Origin of the sequence: Paenibacillus sp. FSL R5-0636 (assembly GCF_037974255.1) — a bacterium.
In the GTDB taxonomy this organism is placed as follows: Bacteria; Bacillota; Bacilli; order Paenibacillales; family Paenibacillaceae; genus Paenibacillus_AQ; species Paenibacillus_AQ odorifer.
On the sequence record NZ_CP150232.1, the window covers coordinates 253,628 to 273,190 of the forward strand.

Sequence of the window (19,563 nt, forward strand, 5' to 3'; positions counted from 1 at the left end):
TATGGCACAGTAAAATCCATTACTTTTCTTTTCAAGTCCATTCCATAAAAAAGAAGCTGCCCCCAAGTAGAGTTCACTACTTTTGAGACAGCCTCTTACGAATAATTATAAGGGAAACCCCATCGAGATGACCGCACCGCCATTTCTTCGGTTGCCTGCGCTGATCTGACCTCCACAACGCTCGATGATTGCGCGGGAAATAGCCAGTCCAAGTCCGGATTCTCCGTCTTTTCCTTTTACAAACCGATGGAAGAGATAGGGGAGCAGATCGTCCGAAATTCCAGGACCATCGTCACTTACGGATAACAGGGCCCGGCCCTCCTTGACCGAAACATGGATATAGATATGTTGGTTAGCGTAACGTGTGGCATTCGATACTACATTAAGAAGCGCCTGTAGCAGCTTATCTCTATCCGCACGAATCGTAAGAGAATCTTGATGATCGTGGGAGATATGGAGGGTTAATTCTTTTTTCATCAATAGAGGGTTCATTCTTTCGATGGTTTCTGTAAGTAGATCTTTTAAACAAATATCCGTAGGCTTGAATATATCTTCCTCGCTGTCCAGCTTCGCAAGTAAAGTCATTTCGGACACGAGCTTCTTCAAGCGGCTGCTTTCGCTCATGATAATGTCTAGCCCTTTTACTACATTCTCACCTTCAAAAACTCCATCCTTGATTCCTTCAGCATAGCCGGAAATGGACATTAAGGGGGTTTTTAATTCATGAGACGCATTCTGGAAAAATTGTTTCTGCACATGGTTAAAACGGTTCAATTCATCTGCCATGTCATATACCGATTGTGCGACAGAGCCAAGTTCCCCTCCTGCCTTAATTAATTTAACATCTGAGAAGTGGCGTTCTTTGACTTTGCGGAGTTCTTGTTGCAGCCTCATTAGAGGTTGAATCAGCTTCTTGGTGATAAATAGGCCAAATAGGAACATAAATGCTCCCGCTGCACTGAAAACGATCAGCAGTCTTTTGAGCAAAGCTTGTTCAATAGCAGTGACTGCGCTCATAGGGGTTAGTAGAGTTAGCGTGCCTATAGGTGTAGCCTTCACTTCAGTAATATACCGTGTATCTGTTCCATTCCAAATGTTCTGGAGCTCAGTGGCTTGGCCTGTGACACTCTTGGCATCGTAGTTTATTGCTATTGAACTCATCTCTGATGATGTGGACAAGACTTTTCCTGTCTCATCGCTAAGAATGGCTTCGACGCCTGCAGTGCTTAGAGAAGGTATGGTCACGGGCAGAGCTTCCAGCTGAGTGCCAATCTCCCCGATGTATTTACTTTCTTCAGTCAATGTAGCTGACATCGCCGCACCAATGGTTCTTAAATCCTCTTTTTGTGTTCCGACAAAATGGTTGAGTAGTACAAAATGGATCACGACAGCAGTAATAGATAGTAGCAATACCAATGCAATACTAAAGGCTAAATTAATCTGATGTGCTAGTTTCATTCGTATGCTCACCCCCATCTGTTCTCATGCGGTATCCGTGTCCCCATACAGCCTCAATGGGCAAATGCTCCAGTTTTTTGCGCATCCGTTTAATTAGATGATCCACGGCGCGATCACTTCCAAAATAGTCGTCTCCCCACACATAGCTCAGCAGCTCATCTCTTGTAAATGCCCGGTTAGGGGCATCAGCGAATACTTTTAGCATGGTGAATTCCTTGCTGGTCAAGTCCACCTCTTCACCACACCAGAATACACGTCTTTCTTCCGGCAATAGTAGAAGCTGGTCGATTTCAAGACGGGTGGAAGTGGCCTGACTGTGCAACTTTTCGGCCTGATTACTCATTTTGTACCAGCGTTGAAGCTGCCGTTTGATCCGGGCGACTAACTCACGAGGACTGAACGGCTTGACTAGATAATCGTCACTGCCAAGCTCCAATCCTAATATTTTATCCACTTCATTATCTCTTGCGGAGATCATAATGATCGGTACTTCGGCTTCGTTACGAATCCTTTTACAGAACTCATAACCATCCATGCCGGGGAGCATAACGTCGAGTACCCACATATCCGGGGGGCTTGTCTGCCACAAGGTCCATGCTTCCTCAGCGCTGCCAAGGCCGATGGTGTGGTAATTTTCTTTTTGTAAATAAGCTTCAACAAGATTGCGTATATGTTCATCATCGTCGACTACGGCAATGAGGTATGGATTATTCATTTCGGGTTACCTCCAAATTATTCTCCTACAAGTATATCAATCCAGAGGTGGGTAGGGGCGGCTGCCATCGTTTTTCCACAAATTAACCAATGTTCTGCCACACCCATTTTGTAAGCTTGGTCTTGTAAGATCATTCGAATCGACGAGGAGTGTTGTATTTATGAATCAACAGATGTTATTTAAAAAGTTAGCGCTGTCCACCCTGCTAGTGTCCGCCGTTGCTGCACCGTCTGCAACGAACGCAGCAAGTGGAGCACAAGACGGAAACACGAAAACAACGGCCGCAGCCGTGGTTACTGCTGCCTCTAAAGGAACAATTGCCACTAAAGTAACCACTATTGATTGGGTAGATCCCCTGGAGTTGGCTAAGACCTACGCACCTAATACCCAAGAAGACTGGAAGAACACCTTGGATCAGTATTATAAGGTTGCTGGATTTAGTGTAACCGCACTTGCCGAGCTTGTGCCTGCGGAACTGGTGGAGGGAGTTCAATTATCAAAAGAAATACTATCCACCGAAGCTCTACCTGCGGGATATATCGAAGCTGGTCGTAACCTTGAAGTAGTACCTGTAGTCAATGATATGAAGGTAAATAGCAATATCACTACCTCAATTAAAGCAGTAGACGCGACTTCAATTGCTATTTCCATTCCAGATCTTAGCGACGCGGATAAAGCTTTTTTCAAAGCCCAAGATGATCTGAATAGTGCCGCTAAATCCAAAGATGCGACTGTGATCAAGGAAGCTTTAGCTAATCTGTTGGACCAATATAAAGAGAAGATCAAGGAGCTTGAAACAGCCAAATAACGGCGATTAGCGAGGCTTGATACAGAATAGAGATACTGAAAAGGGTAAAGATAAAAGACACCTCGCGGGGTGTCTTTTTTGAATGCATATCAATCTTCACGCTTTGCCTTTGGCCCTTACTTGCTTCCGCCAGTTCACACCGATCACCCCGGCGATGATCATCACTGTACCAGTCCAATGGTACCATTCCAGTTGCTCATTCAGCAGAAGTACACCACCAAGAATAGAGACAACTGTTGAAAGACTGCCGAAAATGCTCACGCGTGAAGCCTCCATCCGTGATAAAGCATAGTTGGAGAGGAAGGAGGTCACGAGGGAGGAGAGTACGCCGAGATAGAGCATGGAGAATATAAATTTGGGCTCTTGAAAAGGTGTGAAATACTGATCCAAGGTTCCTGCCGAACCATGCTTAATGATCGAAAGTCCATTAAAAAATATAAATCCGAACAAAGTAATCATATAGGTAAGTTCTTTGGGACTCCAGGTACGTGTCAGCTTTCGAGCTGCAACATTATAACCGGCAAGGGATAAAGCTGAGATTAGGATGAGCAAGACGCCCCAAAGACTAGAAGAAGAGATACTCAAACCTGGAATGGCAAAGATAAGAATAATGCCTGCAACTGAGATTAATGTAGAGATCTTTTGGAAGCTGCTCGTGGTTTCCTTCAAGAACATCGCCGCCAAAAGGATGGTGAAGATGGGCATTGTGGCCTGAATAATACCCGCTACAGCGGAGGTTGTATACAGAAGCCCATACGCTTGAAGGGTGAAATACAACGCTGGATACATTAAAGCCAGTGGGATGATCACTGCGGCCTTGGATATTCCAAACTTCACCCGCCCCCACCCTGGAAAAGTAAATAAAGAAGCGGCAAGGAAAGATAACGTGAAGCGATGAGCTAGCGTATCAAAAGGATCCGAGACGGTTAGGGCCATTTTTACAAATATAAAGGAAAACCCGACAATAATAGCATTCAAGACAGCTGCTGCTATCGCTTTTTGAGTAGAAGATGTATTCATTAGTAAAGACCTCCAAAGTGTTGCGCGCATTTAGGTACCGGTCCTGTTCTGCTCTTTATTCTAAGGCTAGAGTAGCTGTGCTACAATGTAATTATTATTCATCTGTACCGGTACAGAATAAGCTTGGAGGAAGGTGAAAGGGATGTATAAGTATTCGGAGTTAATCAACGAGCTGGAATTGCAAATCGCCGAGGATACGTATCGTGAGGGGGATAAATTACCGTCTATCCGGGAGTTGTCCTTACGTTATGGATGTAGTAAAAGTACGGTTATTCGCGCGTTGCAGGATCTTCAGGACAAACATTTAATCTATGCCGCCTCAAAAAGTGGTTATTATGTCATGAAACGAAGCGGACAGCGAAAAGACGAAGGTGCACATTGGATCGATTTTACGGTGTCTGCACCCGACCCGGATATTTTTCCGTATCTGGATTTCCAACATTGTATTAATAAAGCGATTGATATGTACCGCAATGACTTGTTCATCTATGGAACGCCGCAGGGGCTTCCTTCTCTTATTCGTGAAATGCAGCGCCATCTGGCTTCTTATCAGGTATTTGCCAATCCGGATCAGATTTTTATTACCTCAGGTGTGCAGCAGGCGCTTGGCGTATTGACCCGAATTCCTTTTCCGAATGGCAGGCAGCGAGTGCTGATTGAGCAGCCGGGTTACCCGTTGTTTATGGAATATCTGAAGACGTATGGCATTGAGACAGAGGGGATAAAGCGTTCGGACGCTGGGGTTGACTTGAATGAATTAGAGCGGTTATTTAAGACAGGCCAGTTCAAGTTCTTTTATACCGTCCCGCGATTTCATAATCCGCTTGGCGTCTCCTATACCCGTACCCAGAAGAAGGCGATTGCTCAGCTAGCAGCTAAATACGATGTGTACATCGTTGAGGATGACTACATGGCGGACTTGGAGCAGGATGCAAAAGAGGATCCGATCTACGCTTATGACGATGCTTCCCATGTGATCTATTTGAAAAGCTTTTCCAAAATTATTTTTCCGGGCCTGCGTGTCGGTGTCGCTGTACTGCCAGAGGTCCTGTGTGACTCTTTTAACCGATTCAAAAGACTGATGGATATAGATAGCTCTATGCTGTCTCAGGCTGCCCTGGAGTTGTATCTGAGAAGCGGGATGTTCGAGCGCCACCGAAAAAAGATGCGTTCCTGCTACGAAAAAAGATCCACGCTGCTCCATGAATCGATTATGAGAGAGTTAGATACAGCAACAGCACAGCATTATTCTTACCATCCAACCGGCCAGCTTGGCGTGCATACGTATCTGAAGCTTAGTGACAGCGTAAAGACAGAACAGATGATCAAACGTCTGCAAAAAAAGTTCATTCGCGTCGAAATGGCGGACAGCGGGTATTTGCCCTCTTTTAATAAAGAGAAGATTCTAAAGCTTAATGTATCCAGTGTAAAAGAGCCGGATATTCGCTCTGGCATTGAACAGGTAATGCAAGAAATACGCTGAGAGCGCAGCGATAAATCAGTGGATAATAATGGTGGAAATGCTGGGAGCCATCTATAATAAAAGGTCAGTAATCCCTGATTTCTCTATAAATATCCGAACACATTTTCTGGTGCAATCTTCGGCCGAGTCATGCGGACCCAGATGACGTTATTTGCTATTTATTAGCCTTTGGAGAAGAGTTTCGGACCCCAGCGCCGCTATTCAAGTAGAAAGTGATCATATTGAGTGGTGTTCACGCTAACAACTGCTGTGGGGTCCGATAGCACTCTAAAAGTGGGAAAAAGCCGCTTTTAAGGTCAGCTGTGTCCGATATCGAATTGGCTAAGTGCAAATTACCAAGATGCTTTATCCATCTTTGCTTGGGTAGCAAGTATCAGCAACAAGCAAATTGAAAGCTGTCGTTCCTTTCGGTACAATCCATTCCAACATCGTATGATTCCATCAAAAAGGGTGATCACTTGCGTAAAGATACGAAAACCATCGGCGAGGTGGCTAAGCTGCTGGGCACAACTATTAAAACCGTTCGTTATTATGACGATATCGATCTATTGAAACCATCCAGCCACAGCGAAGGCGGGCACCGTTTATATACTCCTGAAGATATTTCCCGCCTGCGGCTGATCACAACGTTACGTTATTTGGACTTCGGCATTGACGAGATTCGCCAAGTTATCGCTGGAGAAATCCAGCTCACTACAGCACTCAACTGGCAGATTGAAGCTTTGGAGACCCAGGTCAGTACGCTGACCAATATGATTTCGATTCTGCGCCAAGCCCAAGAGCATGTCTCAACAGGTGATTCCATGGATTACATGAATGAGCTGGTTGATTCTTTGTCCATGAATGCTGATAAGCGAACCCGGTTCATCTCCAGTAAAATAGAAGAAATACAGCCGCTCGGTCAATTGCCGTCCGAATGGCGGGATACCTTTTTATATTTGTTCAATAAATATATTATGAATGAAGTCAAAGTGACAGCCGGACAAACCGTAGCTTGGAACGAACTGCAAGCACTTATGAACGATACACAGTACATGGAGGAGCTTGTCCGATTTGAGCTGCCTTTTTTCAATATGGTTAGACATCCCCGCGTTCCCGCTGCGGTTTGGATTCGGACGCTGGAGAATATCCGAATTCGGGTGGAAGCAGCCTTGCAACAAAAACTATCAGCAGACAGCGCTGTTGTACAGGCAATTGTTGAAGATTTTGTGATGATGTATGCAGGTCCAGAGCAGTTCCGCGATAAAGCCGCCTTTTTCCGCCAATATGCTCATTTGATGCAAACTGCTCCTACCGAACGGATAGAACGCTTTAATAAACTATGCTTGCTCCTCAATCCCAAATGGGATGTTATTGTGAGAGGCAACGCCTTGCTGATGGAAGGGCTACAATGGAAGCTTGGGCAGGAGAATTCTCATTCCGCACCTTGTTGAAGTGTATACTTCGGATGGTCTCCCAGGTTGTTATTCAAATATTGCAAGGGCTGTCCTTTTAAATAATGGTCAAAAAAATCCAGCGTATATTCATTAATCAGCTCATGTGTTCCGCGCACATCCACATCTTCCATCCATTCAAATAAGGGGGTAAGCAGATATAGATCTGAGAAGCTTATGTGCTTGCTTTGTTTGAAAGTCAGCCAATAGTTCCCGCCTGCAGTTACTGGCTCATACCGGGCGAATAGCTCATTATAGTAGGCTGTAATCTCTTTCCTATCCGTCCGTAGTGCGGCGATTTCAGCATCGCTGGTTTGGTCTACTCCTTTTAAGGTGTCATCGGCACTCATGAGCAAAAAAGGTTTCTTCAAGCCGTCTGCAGGAATCCGTTTTTCACCGTAAAGTACCCCATCCATATCAATGCCTGCTTGTATTCTTTGATCATCCATCAGCATCTGCACCGTCGTGGCTCCCCCAAAGGAATGACCGAACATACCCATATGTTCAAGATCGATCCGGCCTGTAAACAGACCACTAGGATCGTCCGCAGATAAGGTCTCCATTTGATCCAGCACAAACTTAGCATCTTCTACCCAGACTTCATTACGCCGATCCATAAAAGAATACTTCATTTGCTCATAGCCTGTTTTTCCTTCTGAATCAAACGTTACCACAGACTTGTCTGGAAATACCGAAGCTACGCTGCTATAAGCATGTTCAATCCCTACGACAATATAGCCGTGGCTTGCCAATTGCTCGACTTGAAAGGTGTTCTGATTCTTGTAGCCCATAAATCCATGTGAGAAAAGAAGCACCGGATATTTAGTTTCCGTATCTGCCAAACCGGCATTCGCAATAGCGTGGGTGTTGGCCAGTTTTAATCCTGAGAATAAAAACTCCGGCAATTGTAAAAATTCATGCAGCCCTTCTATATACGGAGTAGGATCAGATAAATATGGCGCCGGGCTCCCTGTAGACTCTGAACTTGCTGGATACCAGATTTGCACCATTAATTCGCGGGAGTCACCGGATGTTTCTGTGAACTTTTCTTCCCGTGCAGAATCGGTCCAATGGTAGGTGACGGTTCCTATCTTGTAAGGACCTGTGGGCTCCGCAAAAGAAAATACAGGGAACAGGAGGGGCAGAGCAATGGAAACGGCAGCATAAACCGCCCCAACTCCAGTCAGCACTAGTGTTTTCCAACGCCGTTGCGGTTTTCTTGCTGCCTTTGCTGCGGATCGGAAGAAAAGTCTTGTTCCGCCCACGATTGCCCATAGTGTGATCAGATACACTGGAATCATCGGCCACCGCAACCCTTCCACGAATGCATGGATAAGCAGTAAAGCAGTAGAAATCCCGCCGCCGATCAGCCACCCGCGCTGTGTTTTGGGCCGTCCTAAGGTTAGCCAACCCAACAACAATACATTAAATAAGACAAGTGTGATTTCAAGTAATCTCATAATCTATAATCCTCCTTGGTTTTCTTTTCTGGCTGCTGTACTGAATCCAAGTATAAAACCTCCTGTTAGGGGAGAATCAATTGCTCGCTGTGACTTCACTATATTTAGAGGATTATTTAAGATTTATAACAAGAAAAAAAAGAGACCGGGTTCGGTCTCTTTTAGTTATTTCTCGATAGGAGGTATGAATTAATTCGCAAAAAAGTTCGGCAGGAACTCTTTATTAGCTTCCAGCATTTCGTCCAGCATCCGAATCGCTACGTCCACGGACGGAACAAGCGGGTGATGTGCGAGCGCCTGAAGGGCAAGGGCGCGATCTCCGGTTACAGCGGCGTCAATCGCCAGCTGTTCATAGGTTTTGACAGCATGAATGAGTCCTTTAGCCATGGTTGGAATTTTGGTCAGTGGCAGAGGTAGCGGGCCGTTTTTGGTGACCACGCAGTTCACTTCAATGCTGGCGTCATCTGGCAGGAAGTCCAATATGCCGCGGTTAGCGACATTTAGGGTCTGAATGTCGTTTGATCCGTTATGGAGCGATCTCATGAGATTAACAGCTGCTTCTGAGTAAAAAGCACCGCCGCGCTGTTCCAGCTGCTTCGGCTTCTCGCTTAGCTCTAGATTGCCATAAAGCTCGAAGAGCTCTTCTTCTACACGTTTGACGACTTCAGCACGGTTAATGCCTTGTTTATGGGATTCCATCTGCTCTTCGAGCATGGCATCGGTCATATAGAAATATTTTAAATAGTATGAGGGCAGTGCATGAAGGGATTGCAGGAATTCCGGGTTCCATTCTCTTGCCGGTACGTTCTTAGCGCTGTAGCTGGTTGTATCTGCAAGCATATCATCCAGCTTGTCTTCACCTTCAACATCGATACGAGTAATCCAGTGCAAGTGGTTGAGGCCCACAAATTCGGCATATACGCGGTCTGCTGCTACATTATATTTGGCAGAGACTTGCTTGATCAGGCCGATAGGTGCGTTGCACAGGCCAATACTTTTAACCTTAGAATATTTCAGAACGGCTTCGGTGACCATCCCAGCAGGGTTAGTGAAATTGAGCAGCCATGCGTTGGGAGCCAGTTCCTCGATATCACGGCATACATCCAGAATAACAGGGATGGTGCGCAGTGCTTTCATCATTCCCCCAGGACCTGTTGTTTCTTGGCCAATAACGCCATATTTGAGCGGAATCGACTCATCACGGGCACGGGCATCAAGCATGCCGACACGCATCTGGGTGCTGACGAAGTCGGCGCCTTCGATAGCTTTACGGCGGTCTGTTGTCAGATGAACCTCAATCGGAAGGCCGGATTTCTCCACCATACGTTTTGCCAAGTTACCTACAATATTCAGCTTGCGAAGACCAGGCTCAATATCTACAAGCCATAATTCGCGCACGGGAAGTTCTTTATAGTGAAGAATGAATCCCTCTACTAATTCTGGGGTATACGAAGAACCTCCACCGATAACTGCAATCTTTAATCCTTGGTTAGCTGCCAAGATTAATCACTCCTGTCTTGTAGTTTGTTTGATCGATTCATAATCCTGAAATTTCCGCATTTTGTCATATACTTCACTACTAAGGGCCAATCCATCTTGATCCATAGCTGACCATACTGCACCGACTACAGGCTCTGTGGCAAGGGTAACCACGGTTGCCTGAGGGGCTGCAGCATGTACAGCTTTCTCGATAGGCTGGCGAATCCAACCGCGATCCCCTCGGGTTAGCAGACTTCCTGCCAGCACCACATCGAAGGTCTCCTGCTCCATGCCTAGCTTGTGAATGATAGCTGCCGCAGACTTACCTAGTTCAACCCCTTGCCGATGTAAAATCTCCAACGCTACGGCATCGCCTTCAGCTGCTGCTTCAAAGAGCAGGCGAGCAACATTTACAGGGACTTTTTTCCAATGATCGAGGAAATCGTGAAACAAATGCCCAACTTCCTCATAACCTAGCATTTTTAGCAGTAAGCCTGTTAAGAGGGTGGGCTGTTCCCGGCCGTCCCAAGCTCGGATAACGGAACGAAACACCTCAATATTGAGTGCGCCACCTCCGCCAAAATCACCGTACATATAGTCAAAGCCGCCGCATTGATAATGCTCTCCCTGCAGGTTTCTGCCTGCTGAATTGGTGCCGGTGCCGCAGATGAGCGCGACACCATATGGGCGATTCGTTCCGGCGCGTAGACCGATCATAGTGTCACAGTTAATAGTGTATTTGGTGAATCCTATCTGGCGTATCATCGGATGGAGAATAGCGTAGTCGGCCTCGCGATCAGCACCGGCAAGTCCGAGATAGGTATGCTGGATGTCTTCCAACCGGAGTCCGGCTTCAGCCAGTGCCCCGAATGTGGCCTCTTGAATACTGTTGGCGGCCTCAAGGGCGCCTGTCTGGTGGTTGCCGTTACCGCTCTTGCCTTTACCAAGAACATTGCCATGTTCATCGCTTAGCAGAGCATAGGTTTTCGTGCCTCCCCCATCGATCCCCAAGTAGTAAGTCAATGGTCGTCACTCCTAGTGTATAAAATTTAATCTACTCAGCTCCGGTAGACTCACGTACGATAAGTTCCGGATCAATCCGCATCCCGGCTCCGCGTTTCATCTTTCCAGAGATGCGTTTGAGCAGCATATCCGCGGCTGCCAGCCCGATTTTATCCGCAGGCTGACGTATTGTTGTCAGATGTGGATGAAGCTGTGAAGCAATATAATGATCGTCATAGCCGACCACTGCCACCTCTTCGGGTACCTGAATACCCGCTTCCATCAGGGCATTGATGACTCCTAGCGCGATATTGTCATCCCCGGCGAATACGGCGGTGGGCAGCTTTCCTTCCTTCAGCCAACGTTTGCAGGTATCGTATCCCATCCCAATATCGAAATCACCTGGTACGATCTCAAAGGGGGTCAGCCCTTGTTCCTGAAGCGCCTGTAGGAATCCACTGCGCCGCTCCCGCGTACTCCGGAACATTTCCTGACCGCAGAGATGAGCGATTGAAGTATGTCCCAGCTCCAGCAGATGACGCGTAGCTGCATATCCCCCCTTGAAGTTGTCGATCGTGATGGAGTAGGTATCATTTTCGGGCTTCTGATTATCTATCAGCACATAAGGGATACCCCGCCGTTTTAACTCCACAATATAATTGTCCTCTTCCATTGGAGAGAGCAGAATTAAACCGTCTACACGATCCTCCTGAATTAAATAATGGCTGTCATCCGATTCGATGCCTGTTGAGATGGATATCGCTAAAAAATAACCATGCATCGCTAATATTTCATTCAGCTCTTTGACCACTGCGTCAAAAAAGGAATCTTGCAGGGTAGTGACAATAATACCGATAATTCCCGTCTTACCGCTTGCCAGACTGCGTGCTGCAGCATTAGGGCGGTAATCCAGCTCTTTAATTGCCTCCAGCACTTTTTGGCGATTATTCTCGCGCACCGATTCGGCCCCATTTAACACCCGGGATACGGTTACAACGGATAATCCGGATTTTTTGGCTACATCAAAAATACTCACTTTCATCTTTAATTCTCCTCACGGCAGATTTTCCGATCCTGTTTTCTACTTCCAGTATACAGGGTTGGCAGACTGTCCGCTAAACGTATGATTTCACGCAGGTATACCGTCCCTAAAGGGGCGGTATACCTGCCAAACAGTTATCGCTGAATGATCTCTGTAACTTTCTTCTGAATCGTCGCCATCACCTCTTCAACCGTCTTATGTCCAGTTTCTACTGGCTGCAATTCATTAATGAACATGTCATTAATTTGCGAGTAGTTGGTAATTAAGTGGTTGTAGGATTCGAAGCCGTAGTTAACAGCACCCTCGTAGACATTTTTGATATCCTGTGGATCGATACCTTCAAAATGTTTATAGTAAGCTTCTGCAGCTTCGGTGTTGACTGGTGGGTTACCGCCACTAAGCTCAATGGATTTCTCCTGTACATCGCTTGTGATCAGGTATTTGATCCATTCAAAAGCTTCCTTCGGATGTTTGGAGTCCTTCAAGATCAGCAGCGGATCGACATAAAGGGTGCTGCGTACCTTATCATTGCCTCCCCAAGGCACAGCGGCAACGCCAATTTTGAAGGGGAAGTCATTTGCGCCTGCAAGGTTCCATGAGCCTCCGATAGACATGCCGATTTTACCAGCAACAAAGGGATCACCGTTCTGTCCAGCTACGCTTTTGCTCCATTCGGAAGAAGGAGAGACTTTATCCTTAAAGACAAGATCAAAAAGCTTGTTGTAGGCAGCGATCACTTCAGGGGAGTCAAAATAAGTCTCGGAAGGCACGCCGCCATTAGTCCATGTATCCTCTGAGTAAGGCTCCGCTCCAAAATATAATGGCCGCATATCGCGTTCGGACCAAGTGAAGTCTACGCCATATTGAGTTTTGGCGATATCATCGGATACAAGCGTCATTTGTTTAGCTTCTTCGACCATTTTTTCAAACGTCCAGCTCTTATCTTCATAATCGCTTGTTGGATAAGTCAGTTTGGCAGCATCAAACATGTCTTTGTTATAGAGCATCAAGGTGACATACATATTGACCGGGATGCCGTAAGTGTGATCTTTAACCTTGTAGATGCTCATCAGATTCTCTGGGATGCTATAATCCTCTGCCTTGAAACCATCCTCTTTCATAAGGTCGGTCATATCGAGCAACATACCCTTATTGTAGTATTCTGCGAAACCTCCATACCCCCAGTGACTTGTCACGTCGGGCGATTTGCCGCCGGCAATTAGCGTTTGCAACTTGCTGTCGAACTGCTCATATGGCGCTTTTTCCACTTTCACTTTAATATTCGGATGCTGCTTCTCGAAGTCAGGGATTAATTTTTCGACAAATGTGCGGTCTTCTGAATCTATTGTGTAATGGGTAATCGTTACCGTTTCTGCTTTGCCTCCAGAATTAGTAGAGCCACCGTTTCCTTCAGATAGGGCGTTACCCGCCGATTTGCCGCCGCTACAGCCTGATAAGGCTAGAACAACGAGCATGGTTGCTGCAAGTAAAAGCGCAATACTTTTCCTGTTCTTGTTCATTAGCTAAACCCTCCATGATTTCAAGTATATTTGGCCGCCGGATGGCGGATTATTACTTAATCCCTGTAAGTACAATCCCTTCGACGAACTGTTTCTGGGCTACAGCAAACAGCGTAACGATTGGGACCATAGCTAGAACCGAAGCAACCATCAGCAGATGCCAAGGTGGAATGCGGAACCTCGATGAGGTGAGAGAAGCCATCCCGACGGGTAGCGTGAACTTATCTGATGAGCTTAAGTAAAGCACTGGCGTAAGCAGATCATTCCAGTTGTAGATAAAAGCAAAGATAGCTACGGTTGCAAGTGCAGGTTTGGAGAGTGGGATTGCTATGGTAGCCCACATTCGTATTTCGCCACAGCCATCAATGCGTCCGGCATCAAACAGCTCTTCAGGCAATGTAGAGAAGAATTGGCGCAGCAGAAAAATATTATAGGCTGAACCGAAGAAAGCAGGCACGATCAAGGGTAAAAAGGTATCGATCCAGTTCATTTGCGAAAAGAGTACAAATTGCGGAATCATAATGGCTGGATAGGGTAACATCATGGTGCTCAGCAGCAGGATGAACCACACCTGATTACCTGTACCTCTGAATCTGGCGAATCCATAGGCGACTAGCGCCGAAGAAATCAAGGTTCCCACAACACTAAAGCCGGCGATAATCAGACTGTTTTTATAAAGTGTACCGAACTGCAGGGTATCAAATATTTCTGTGTAATTGCTCCACTGCCAGCTCTCCGGAAGAAAGGTGGGTGGGAACTTCAGCATCTCGCGTTTGGACTTAAGTGAAGTGGAGACCATGAAGAACAAAGGAAGCAGCATCAGAAATGTTGTAACTACTAGAGTAATAAAGCTGAAAATCTTAACAGGCTCCGCTTTCCGGCGGCGTTTTGTTCCTTTAGTCCGGGGGCTTAGCGCTCTGACTGTACTCATTTGCGTCCGCCTCCTTCATAGTGAACATAACGGTTAGACAATTTCATAATTAGTGCGGTGCACAGCATAACTACGATAAGGAGCACCCATGCCAAGGCTGAGGAATAACCGGCACGATATTCTTTGAAAGCACTGGTGTAGAGATTATAGACATAGAACCAGGTAGAGTAATTCGGCCCCCCTTGAGTCATGACAAAAGCTTGGGTAAAGACTTGGAAGGAATCGATCAGTCCCATAATTAGTTGGAAGAGCAGCACGGGAGAGATCATCGGTAAGGTAATGTTCAGGAAGATTCTGAAGCGCCCAGCACCGTCAAGGTTAGCGGCTTCGATCAAGCTTGCCGGTACGCCTTGCAGACCTGCGAGGAATAAAATCATTCCTGAACCTGCTGTCCAGAAAGTCATGATAATCAAGGCATATAGCGCAGTGTCTGGGTTCATCAGCCAAGCCGGTCCATGAATACCGAACCAGGAAAGGATGTAATTGAAGAGCCCGATCTGCGGGTTGAAGATCCAGTACCACAGCAGGGACATGGCCACGCCGGATACCATGCTTGGAAAATACATTGCTGTTCTGAAAAAGCCGCGCAGAGGAATGGTCTGGTGGAGCAATAGCGCAAAGCCAAGACCGAGCGCAAGCTGGATAGGTACACCGATGAAGGTATATCTCAGCGTGACAACCACCGATTTCCAGAACAGGTCATTGTGAAACATCTCTGTGTAGTTAGCGAGCCCGATAAATTTAGGTGGGTGTATGATGTCATAATCAGTAAAGCTGAAGTAAAGCGATGATAAGATAGGATAAAGGGCGAATACTAGGAAGCCGATAATCCAAGGAGAAATGAACAGATACATGTAGAACGTCTGCCGCCTGTTCTCGCGATTGATCATGACACACCAACCTCTCGTTTTAAAAGTATAAGCGCTTTAACTTTTAATCAAACTAACACTATTAATTAGCAATAATACTAGGCGCCTAGAGATTAAAGTTTAATCGCTTTAACTTTTTGATTCGCTTTAATAAGCTTATCATAGAGGATGATCACTAAATAATCAACACTTATTTTAACTATAAAAGCGCTATCAGTTATTAAACGTAACATGTATTCTGCTATTTTTGTGAAAAATGGACCTAGAACAAGATTTGAGAGATTATTGTGTTAACTATTATAACGCAATATTATTATTTTTTGATTGATATTTCTCATGCTATGATTAGGTTTGGTCATATTTTGTTAGAAATGAGGAAACTGAATGACGACTAGACCTTACTTAAAAATGATCCAGCATTCTGTTACAGCCTCAGGGATTAGCTTTGAGGAAATTACACCAAATTTCGTATATAGAGCGACAGATGGAGTGAAATCATTTGTGATGGTAGACGCTGAGATCGGACTAAACAACAGTGCTTCTACGATTATTGCCATGAGTAAATCTCTAACTTATGATGTTTTGCATAAGGCGAATATCCCAGCCGTAGAACATATTTATTTGCCGCATCCTGACTCCAAATTTAGCAATTTGAATCCTTATCCATTGGCTGAGCGTTATTTCCAAGCGCGCAATGGGGAGGTAGTTATGAAGCAGGATAACGGGGCGCAGGGAAAGCATGTGTACAAAATCAATGAGATAGCCGATCTGCACGAAAAGCTCGATTTATTATTTTCTTTACAGCTTAATGGGGCAATAGGTCCTTATTATGAAGCGGAGATTGAGTATAGAATTGTAACCTTTAATCATCAGGCGCGTGTATTCCTTGGCAAAAAAAGAGTTCGTTCGTGGAAGCATAATTTGATTAACGGGGCTGTTACGATTGAGGTGAAAGATCAGGCCAAACAAGAGGCGCTGGCGGAGCTTGCCTCCCGGACCTCTAAAGCGCTGGGCCTTGATTTCTGCTCAGTAGATATCTTAGAGACAAATCAAGGCTTGATGGTGATTGAGGTCAACCATAAGGTGATGTTAGATGAATATTGCAAGCAAAATCCAAGTGAAGTACCTGGCCTCTCAGACCTTTACAGGGAAGTTATTCTTCAGCGTATGAATCAGTTATAAGCCGATATTCAGCAGCGATTGCCCGAATAATCTTTTGGCATTTCCGATTAGAGTTTGCGTACCCACGATTACAATAATCTCCGAAGGTGATTGTTCTTTAAGATACGTAAGAGCATCCTCTAAACAAGGGAATTCGGAACTTTTTTTGAGAAAACTTTTGGCGATTAGCAGGGCATCCGTAGGGAAAAATAGATGGCTTATATCGGGTTTGGTTACGATTAGTTGATCCGAGACTGTGCTCATGACTTCGATGACCCCTGTGTAATCTTTATCCTTAGGGACACCGATGATGGATGTGACGGTACGGCTGCGCTCAGGATTCACTAATTGAATAAGTTCAGCCAGATAGCTTGCAGAATCTCTATGAATAGCTCCGTCAATAATCGTCAGCGGGTCATGATAGATAACTTCACAACGCCCCGGCCATTGTAATTGTTCAAAACAGTGGTGTACGATCTCCTGATCCAAGGGTCCCCCTGTAATCTCTTCACAAAGTGACACTGCGCTAGCAGCATTGACCGCTTGAAACTGTCCCAATAGCGGGAGGGTCAAGGATGGATAAATGGCTTGCTTCGTCCGGACATCAAAAGTAGTCCCGATAGAAGTGGTTGTGATAGATTCAGCTAAAAACTGTTCTTCATAATATTGCACAGGGTTGGAGGAGAGGTTGTCCTTCATGATCGCAAGAACTCCCGATTTCTGTTTGCTAACATAGACATTTGTTGTGTTGTTTTTGACAATCCCCAGCTTGTGCAGTGTAATGCTGCTCAGATCAGGTCCCAAATGGGCTACATGCTCTTCCATAATTGGGGTAATGACAGCCCAGTCATTGCTCAGGACATTGGTGTCATCAAACCTTCCCCCTCTACCGCATTCAATCACATTGATATCTGTACCCTTCTCCTTAAAGTACAAAGCCGCAATAGCCAAAGCAACCCCAACCGGACCTTGATATTCGTCAGCAGCAAGCTGCTCCTCAATCTGGTGGAAGCCCCCGCGAATTACATTACCTAATCGTACAAAATCTTCGGTGGCTATTGCCTGCCCATTGACCCGGATTCTTTCGTTGAAATCCACCAGGTGAGGGGAGGTGAATAACCCCACTTTATATCCCAAGTGACTTAACAGAGAGGAGATAAATCTAGAGGTGGAGCCTTTACCTTTACTGCCTGTGACCAGTATGTATTTTTGATTACGATCCGGACTTCCAACTGCATCCAGTAATACTCTGGTTAACTCCGGTTTTCTAACTTCTTCATCCAAAGTTTGTGTAATGTTGTTAATGGCTCTTAGATAAGAGCTGTAGATCATATCTTCAACTTGGGATTGTGAAGTGAATTCCACGGAAATCCCTCCATTTAATTAATTTTGGCGCGTTCCTCAGATAGTGTTGTGTAGATGATAATCGGAAGTAACACAAGAGAAATGATGACGGTCAGAGCGATGCTCCAGTTCAAATCTTTATATAGCTGTACTATGGTGAACAACAAAGCGATAACAGGTAAGACCAGTTTGTTTAAGTGCTTTAGGAATAAGGAGTACATACTTCTTTTTACGGTAACTGATGTGCCGATGCTTGGAATTTCTAACTCGTTACGCGATAAGGCGGTGATTCCGATAAATAAGTGGCTGTCGATAAATTTAAGCTGCTCATTATCCGCATGAAGCTTGACCGACTGGGCAATATGCTCCGTATCGATGTCTAAGATGGGGATGGTGATTTGTTTTAAATTATAGGAGATCACGATCTGATCTGTTTCTTCCATGCCTAGCAGTTTTCTAACATTCGGATGAATTCTGCATAAATTCTGGTGCTCATCAAAAGGGTAAGGATGGCCCACTCTGAGGGTGAGCTCTCTTTTGCCAATAAAAAAGTTCCCTAATGCACTTAAGGGCCGTTGGATCAGTTGATTGATAAGTTTATGTATACCTGGCTTGGGTTGGGAACGCGTCCTAGCGCGAGTAATGATTAATGGGTCATGCCCCTCGGAATGGGTTTCAAGCAATAACATGATGTATCTGTTGAAGTAAAGGGTATTCGGTTTGGCTGTGCTATCTTCTCGTAAAGTTAGGTTTACCCGGAAGCCGTTTGTGGGATTGATTAGTTCCACTTGATTCGTATATTTACGGACGAGTGCTGGACAGGCTTTTACATAGGGTTTGGCAATCTCGTCCACTTTAGGAATTCCCCGAAGAACTGTGTCGTATTCTGGCTTCGTTATAGTTAATCCTGTAGTGAGGCAGTCCCCGAGCTTGTCCTTTGCCCGTTTGGATAATTGGATTGTACCTCTTGGCACCTCATCTGCCGATAAAATTAAACAGCTGACTTTCACACCATTCTCTGCTGTAAGATCAACGAAGATATGCTGGACTAAACCTAATTCCTTTAACTCTTCAGAGTTCATTGTGATTTCTTCACGAGGTTGAAGGCTTTGTTTGTCTAGAATAGTAAAGGTTTGCTCGATAATAATGTCAGACACCGCCCAATAGTTTAATGATTTGTTCAAGGGAATGAATGGTTTTTTGGAATAAATCAAACGCATTCGGGTTACGATAATTTCGATTAATTTCAATTTGAATACTTTGAACTAACAATTCCTTAGCACAATATGAAGTAATCGTTCCAGGATGGGAAGCGGAAAATGTATGATTTTGTCGAACTTTGGTAATACCATTATTGTTAAAGATGCCTATGACGTCATTTAAATTATTCTCTCGTATAGAGGTTCCGTACAGTGTCCCTAGGTCAATATCAAACTCCCGAAGTTTGGAAGCCCCGTGCAGATCGATCACAAACTGAATGCGATGTTCTTTGACAAGCGCTCGTAGCGCAGCCTTATATTCTCCACCTAAGATGTAATTTGGGTCTTCTTTGGAGAAGCTATTCGAATAAATACAGTAGCAATTTGTGAGCTTTTGTAACAAGAGGGCAAGGGAGCCTGTATACATGTCAGCTGGTTTTACAGCATGTTCTCGAAAATGGTTAATGGCATGTGGAGCTGAGACAAGTACAGGAAGGGAGCCTTCTACAATCGAGTAGGAGGGATCTACCCCGATATCGCCAAAATAATTATTATTGGAGAATTGTAGCTCATACTGTTCGATCAGAGATAAAATATGCAATCACCTATTCATAGTTATTTAATGGGTCGTTAACCATT

General features: G+C 45.2%; 17 protein-coding genes. 4 read left to right on the forward strand and 13 right to left on the reverse strand.

What is annotated here, in order from left to right; all coding sequences use genetic code 11:
* Window positions 1-105: 105 nt before the first annotated feature.
* The gene (locus tag MKX34_RS01180) at window positions 106-1,458 is read right to left on the reverse strand and encodes a HAMP domain-containing sensor histidine kinase (RefSeq protein WP_076297226.1); all 1,353 of its coding nucleotides are present in this window, start codon (window positions 1,456-1,458) and stop codon (window positions 106-108) included.
* Window positions 1,436-2,173: a response regulator transcription factor gene (locus MKX34_RS01185; protein ID WP_076297227.1), complete on the reverse strand. Its 738-nt coding sequence runs from the start codon at window positions 2,171-2,173 to the stop codon at window positions 1,436-1,438. Before MKX34_RS01185 ends, MKX34_RS01180 begins: the two co-directional genes overlap by 23 nt.
* Window positions 2,174-2,333: 160 nt before the next feature.
* On the opposite strand from MKX34_RS01185, the gene MKX34_RS01190 reads away from it, so the two are divergent.
* Entirely contained in the window at window positions 2,334-2,981 is a 648-nt protein-coding gene (locus tag MKX34_RS01190; RefSeq protein ID WP_076297228.1) for a hypothetical protein, read from the forward strand.
* Between the two features lie 96 nt (window positions 2,982-3,077).
* Here the strand turns inward: MKX34_RS01190 and MKX34_RS01195 are convergent, their stop codons facing one another.
* Window positions 3,078-4,001 carry a DMT family transporter gene (locus MKX34_RS01195; RefSeq protein WP_036687214.1) on the reverse strand — a complete coding sequence of 308 codons (924 nt, stop codon included), beginning with the start codon at window positions 3,999-4,001 and terminating at the stop codon, window positions 3,078-3,080.
* A gap of 142 nt (window positions 4,002-4,143) precedes the next feature.
* Here MKX34_RS01195 and MKX34_RS01200 point away from each other — a divergent pair, with 142 nt between their 5' ends.
* Window positions 4,144-5,484, forward strand: a complete 1,341-nt coding sequence (locus tag MKX34_RS01200; protein WP_076297229.1) for a PLP-dependent aminotransferase family protein — start codon at window positions 4,144-4,146, stop codon at window positions 5,482-5,484.
* Between the two features lie 458 nt (window positions 5,485-5,942).
* On the forward strand, window positions 5,943-6,917 hold the full coding sequence (locus MKX34_RS01205) for a MerR family transcriptional regulator (RefSeq protein ID WP_256717074.1): 975 nt from the start codon (window positions 5,943-5,945) through the stop codon (window positions 6,915-6,917).
* Here the strand turns inward: MKX34_RS01205 and MKX34_RS01210 are convergent.
* The 7 genes from MKX34_RS01210 to MKX34_RS01240 form a co-directional block, all read right to left on the reverse strand.
* Window positions 6,899-8,377 carry an acetylhydrolase gene (locus tag MKX34_RS01210; RefSeq protein ID WP_076297230.1) on the reverse strand — a complete coding sequence of 493 codons (1,479 nt, stop codon included), beginning with the start codon at window positions 8,375-8,377 and terminating at the stop codon, window positions 6,899-6,901. The two genes, MKX34_RS01205 and MKX34_RS01210, sit on opposite strands and share 19 nt — an antisense overlap.
* Window positions 8,378-8,566: 189 nt before the next feature.
* Window positions 8,567-9,877, reverse strand: a complete 1,311-nt coding sequence (locus tag MKX34_RS01215; protein ID WP_076101120.1) for a 6-phospho-beta-glucosidase — start codon at window positions 9,875-9,877, stop codon at window positions 8,567-8,569.
* A 6-nt stretch (window positions 9,878-9,883) separates the two neighbouring features.
* Window positions 9,884-10,879 (reverse strand): BadF/BadG/BcrA/BcrD ATPase family protein, encoded by a 996-nt coding sequence (locus tag MKX34_RS01220; protein WP_076107306.1) that lies wholly within the window; start codon window positions 10,877-10,879, stop codon window positions 9,884-9,886.
* Window positions 10,880-10,910: 31 nt separating this feature from the next.
* Window positions 10,911-11,900 (reverse strand): LacI family DNA-binding transcriptional regulator, encoded by a 990-nt coding sequence (locus tag MKX34_RS01225; protein WP_076101123.1) that lies wholly within the window; start codon window positions 11,898-11,900, stop codon window positions 10,911-10,913.
* A 134-nt stretch (window positions 11,901-12,034) separates the two neighbouring features.
* The gene (locus tag MKX34_RS01230) at window positions 12,035-13,420 is read right to left on the reverse strand and encodes a sugar ABC transporter substrate-binding protein (RefSeq protein ID WP_076107308.1); all 1,386 of its coding nucleotides are present in this window, start codon (window positions 13,418-13,420) and stop codon (window positions 12,035-12,037) included.
* 52 nt (window positions 13,421-13,472) lie between these two features.
* Window positions 13,473-14,351, reverse strand: a complete 879-nt coding sequence (locus MKX34_RS01235) for a carbohydrate ABC transporter permease (RefSeq protein ID WP_038568194.1) — start codon at window positions 14,349-14,351, stop codon at window positions 13,473-13,475.
* Window positions 14,348-15,241, reverse strand: a complete 894-nt coding sequence (locus MKX34_RS01240) for a sugar ABC transporter permease (protein ID WP_036687229.1) — start codon at window positions 15,239-15,241, stop codon at window positions 14,348-14,350. The genes MKX34_RS01235 and MKX34_RS01240 overlap by 4 nt, the downstream gene beginning before the upstream one ends.
* 363 nt (window positions 15,242-15,604) lie before the next feature.
* On the opposite strand from MKX34_RS01240, the gene MKX34_RS01245 reads away from it, so the two are divergent.
* A complete protein-coding gene (locus tag MKX34_RS01245) occupies window positions 15,605-16,402 on the forward strand; it encodes a hypothetical protein (protein ID WP_076107309.1) in 798 nt (265 codons plus the stop codon).
* Here MKX34_RS01245 and MKX34_RS01250 read toward each other — a convergent pair.
* The 3 genes from MKX34_RS01250 to MKX34_RS01260 are packed head-to-tail and all read right to left on the reverse strand — an operon-like array spanning window position 16,397 to window position 19,525.
* Complete coding sequence (locus MKX34_RS01250; RefSeq protein WP_076107311.1) at window positions 16,397-17,746, reverse strand: Mur ligase family protein; 1,350 nt, start codon at window positions 17,744-17,746, stop codon at window positions 16,397-16,399. The genes MKX34_RS01245 and MKX34_RS01250 overlap by 6 nt on opposite strands.
* Window positions 17,747-17,760: 14 nt before the next feature.
* Complete coding sequence (locus MKX34_RS01255) at window positions 17,761-18,909, reverse strand: hypothetical protein (RefSeq protein WP_143759130.1); 1,149 nt, start codon at window positions 18,907-18,909, stop codon at window positions 17,761-17,763.
* Window positions 18,875-19,525 (reverse strand): N-formylglutamate amidohydrolase, encoded by a 651-nt coding sequence (locus MKX34_RS01260; protein WP_076101130.1) that lies wholly within the window; start codon window positions 19,523-19,525, stop codon window positions 18,875-18,877. The genes MKX34_RS01255 and MKX34_RS01260 overlap by 35 nt, the downstream gene beginning before the upstream one ends.
* Window positions 19,526-19,563: the final 38 nt, after the last annotated feature.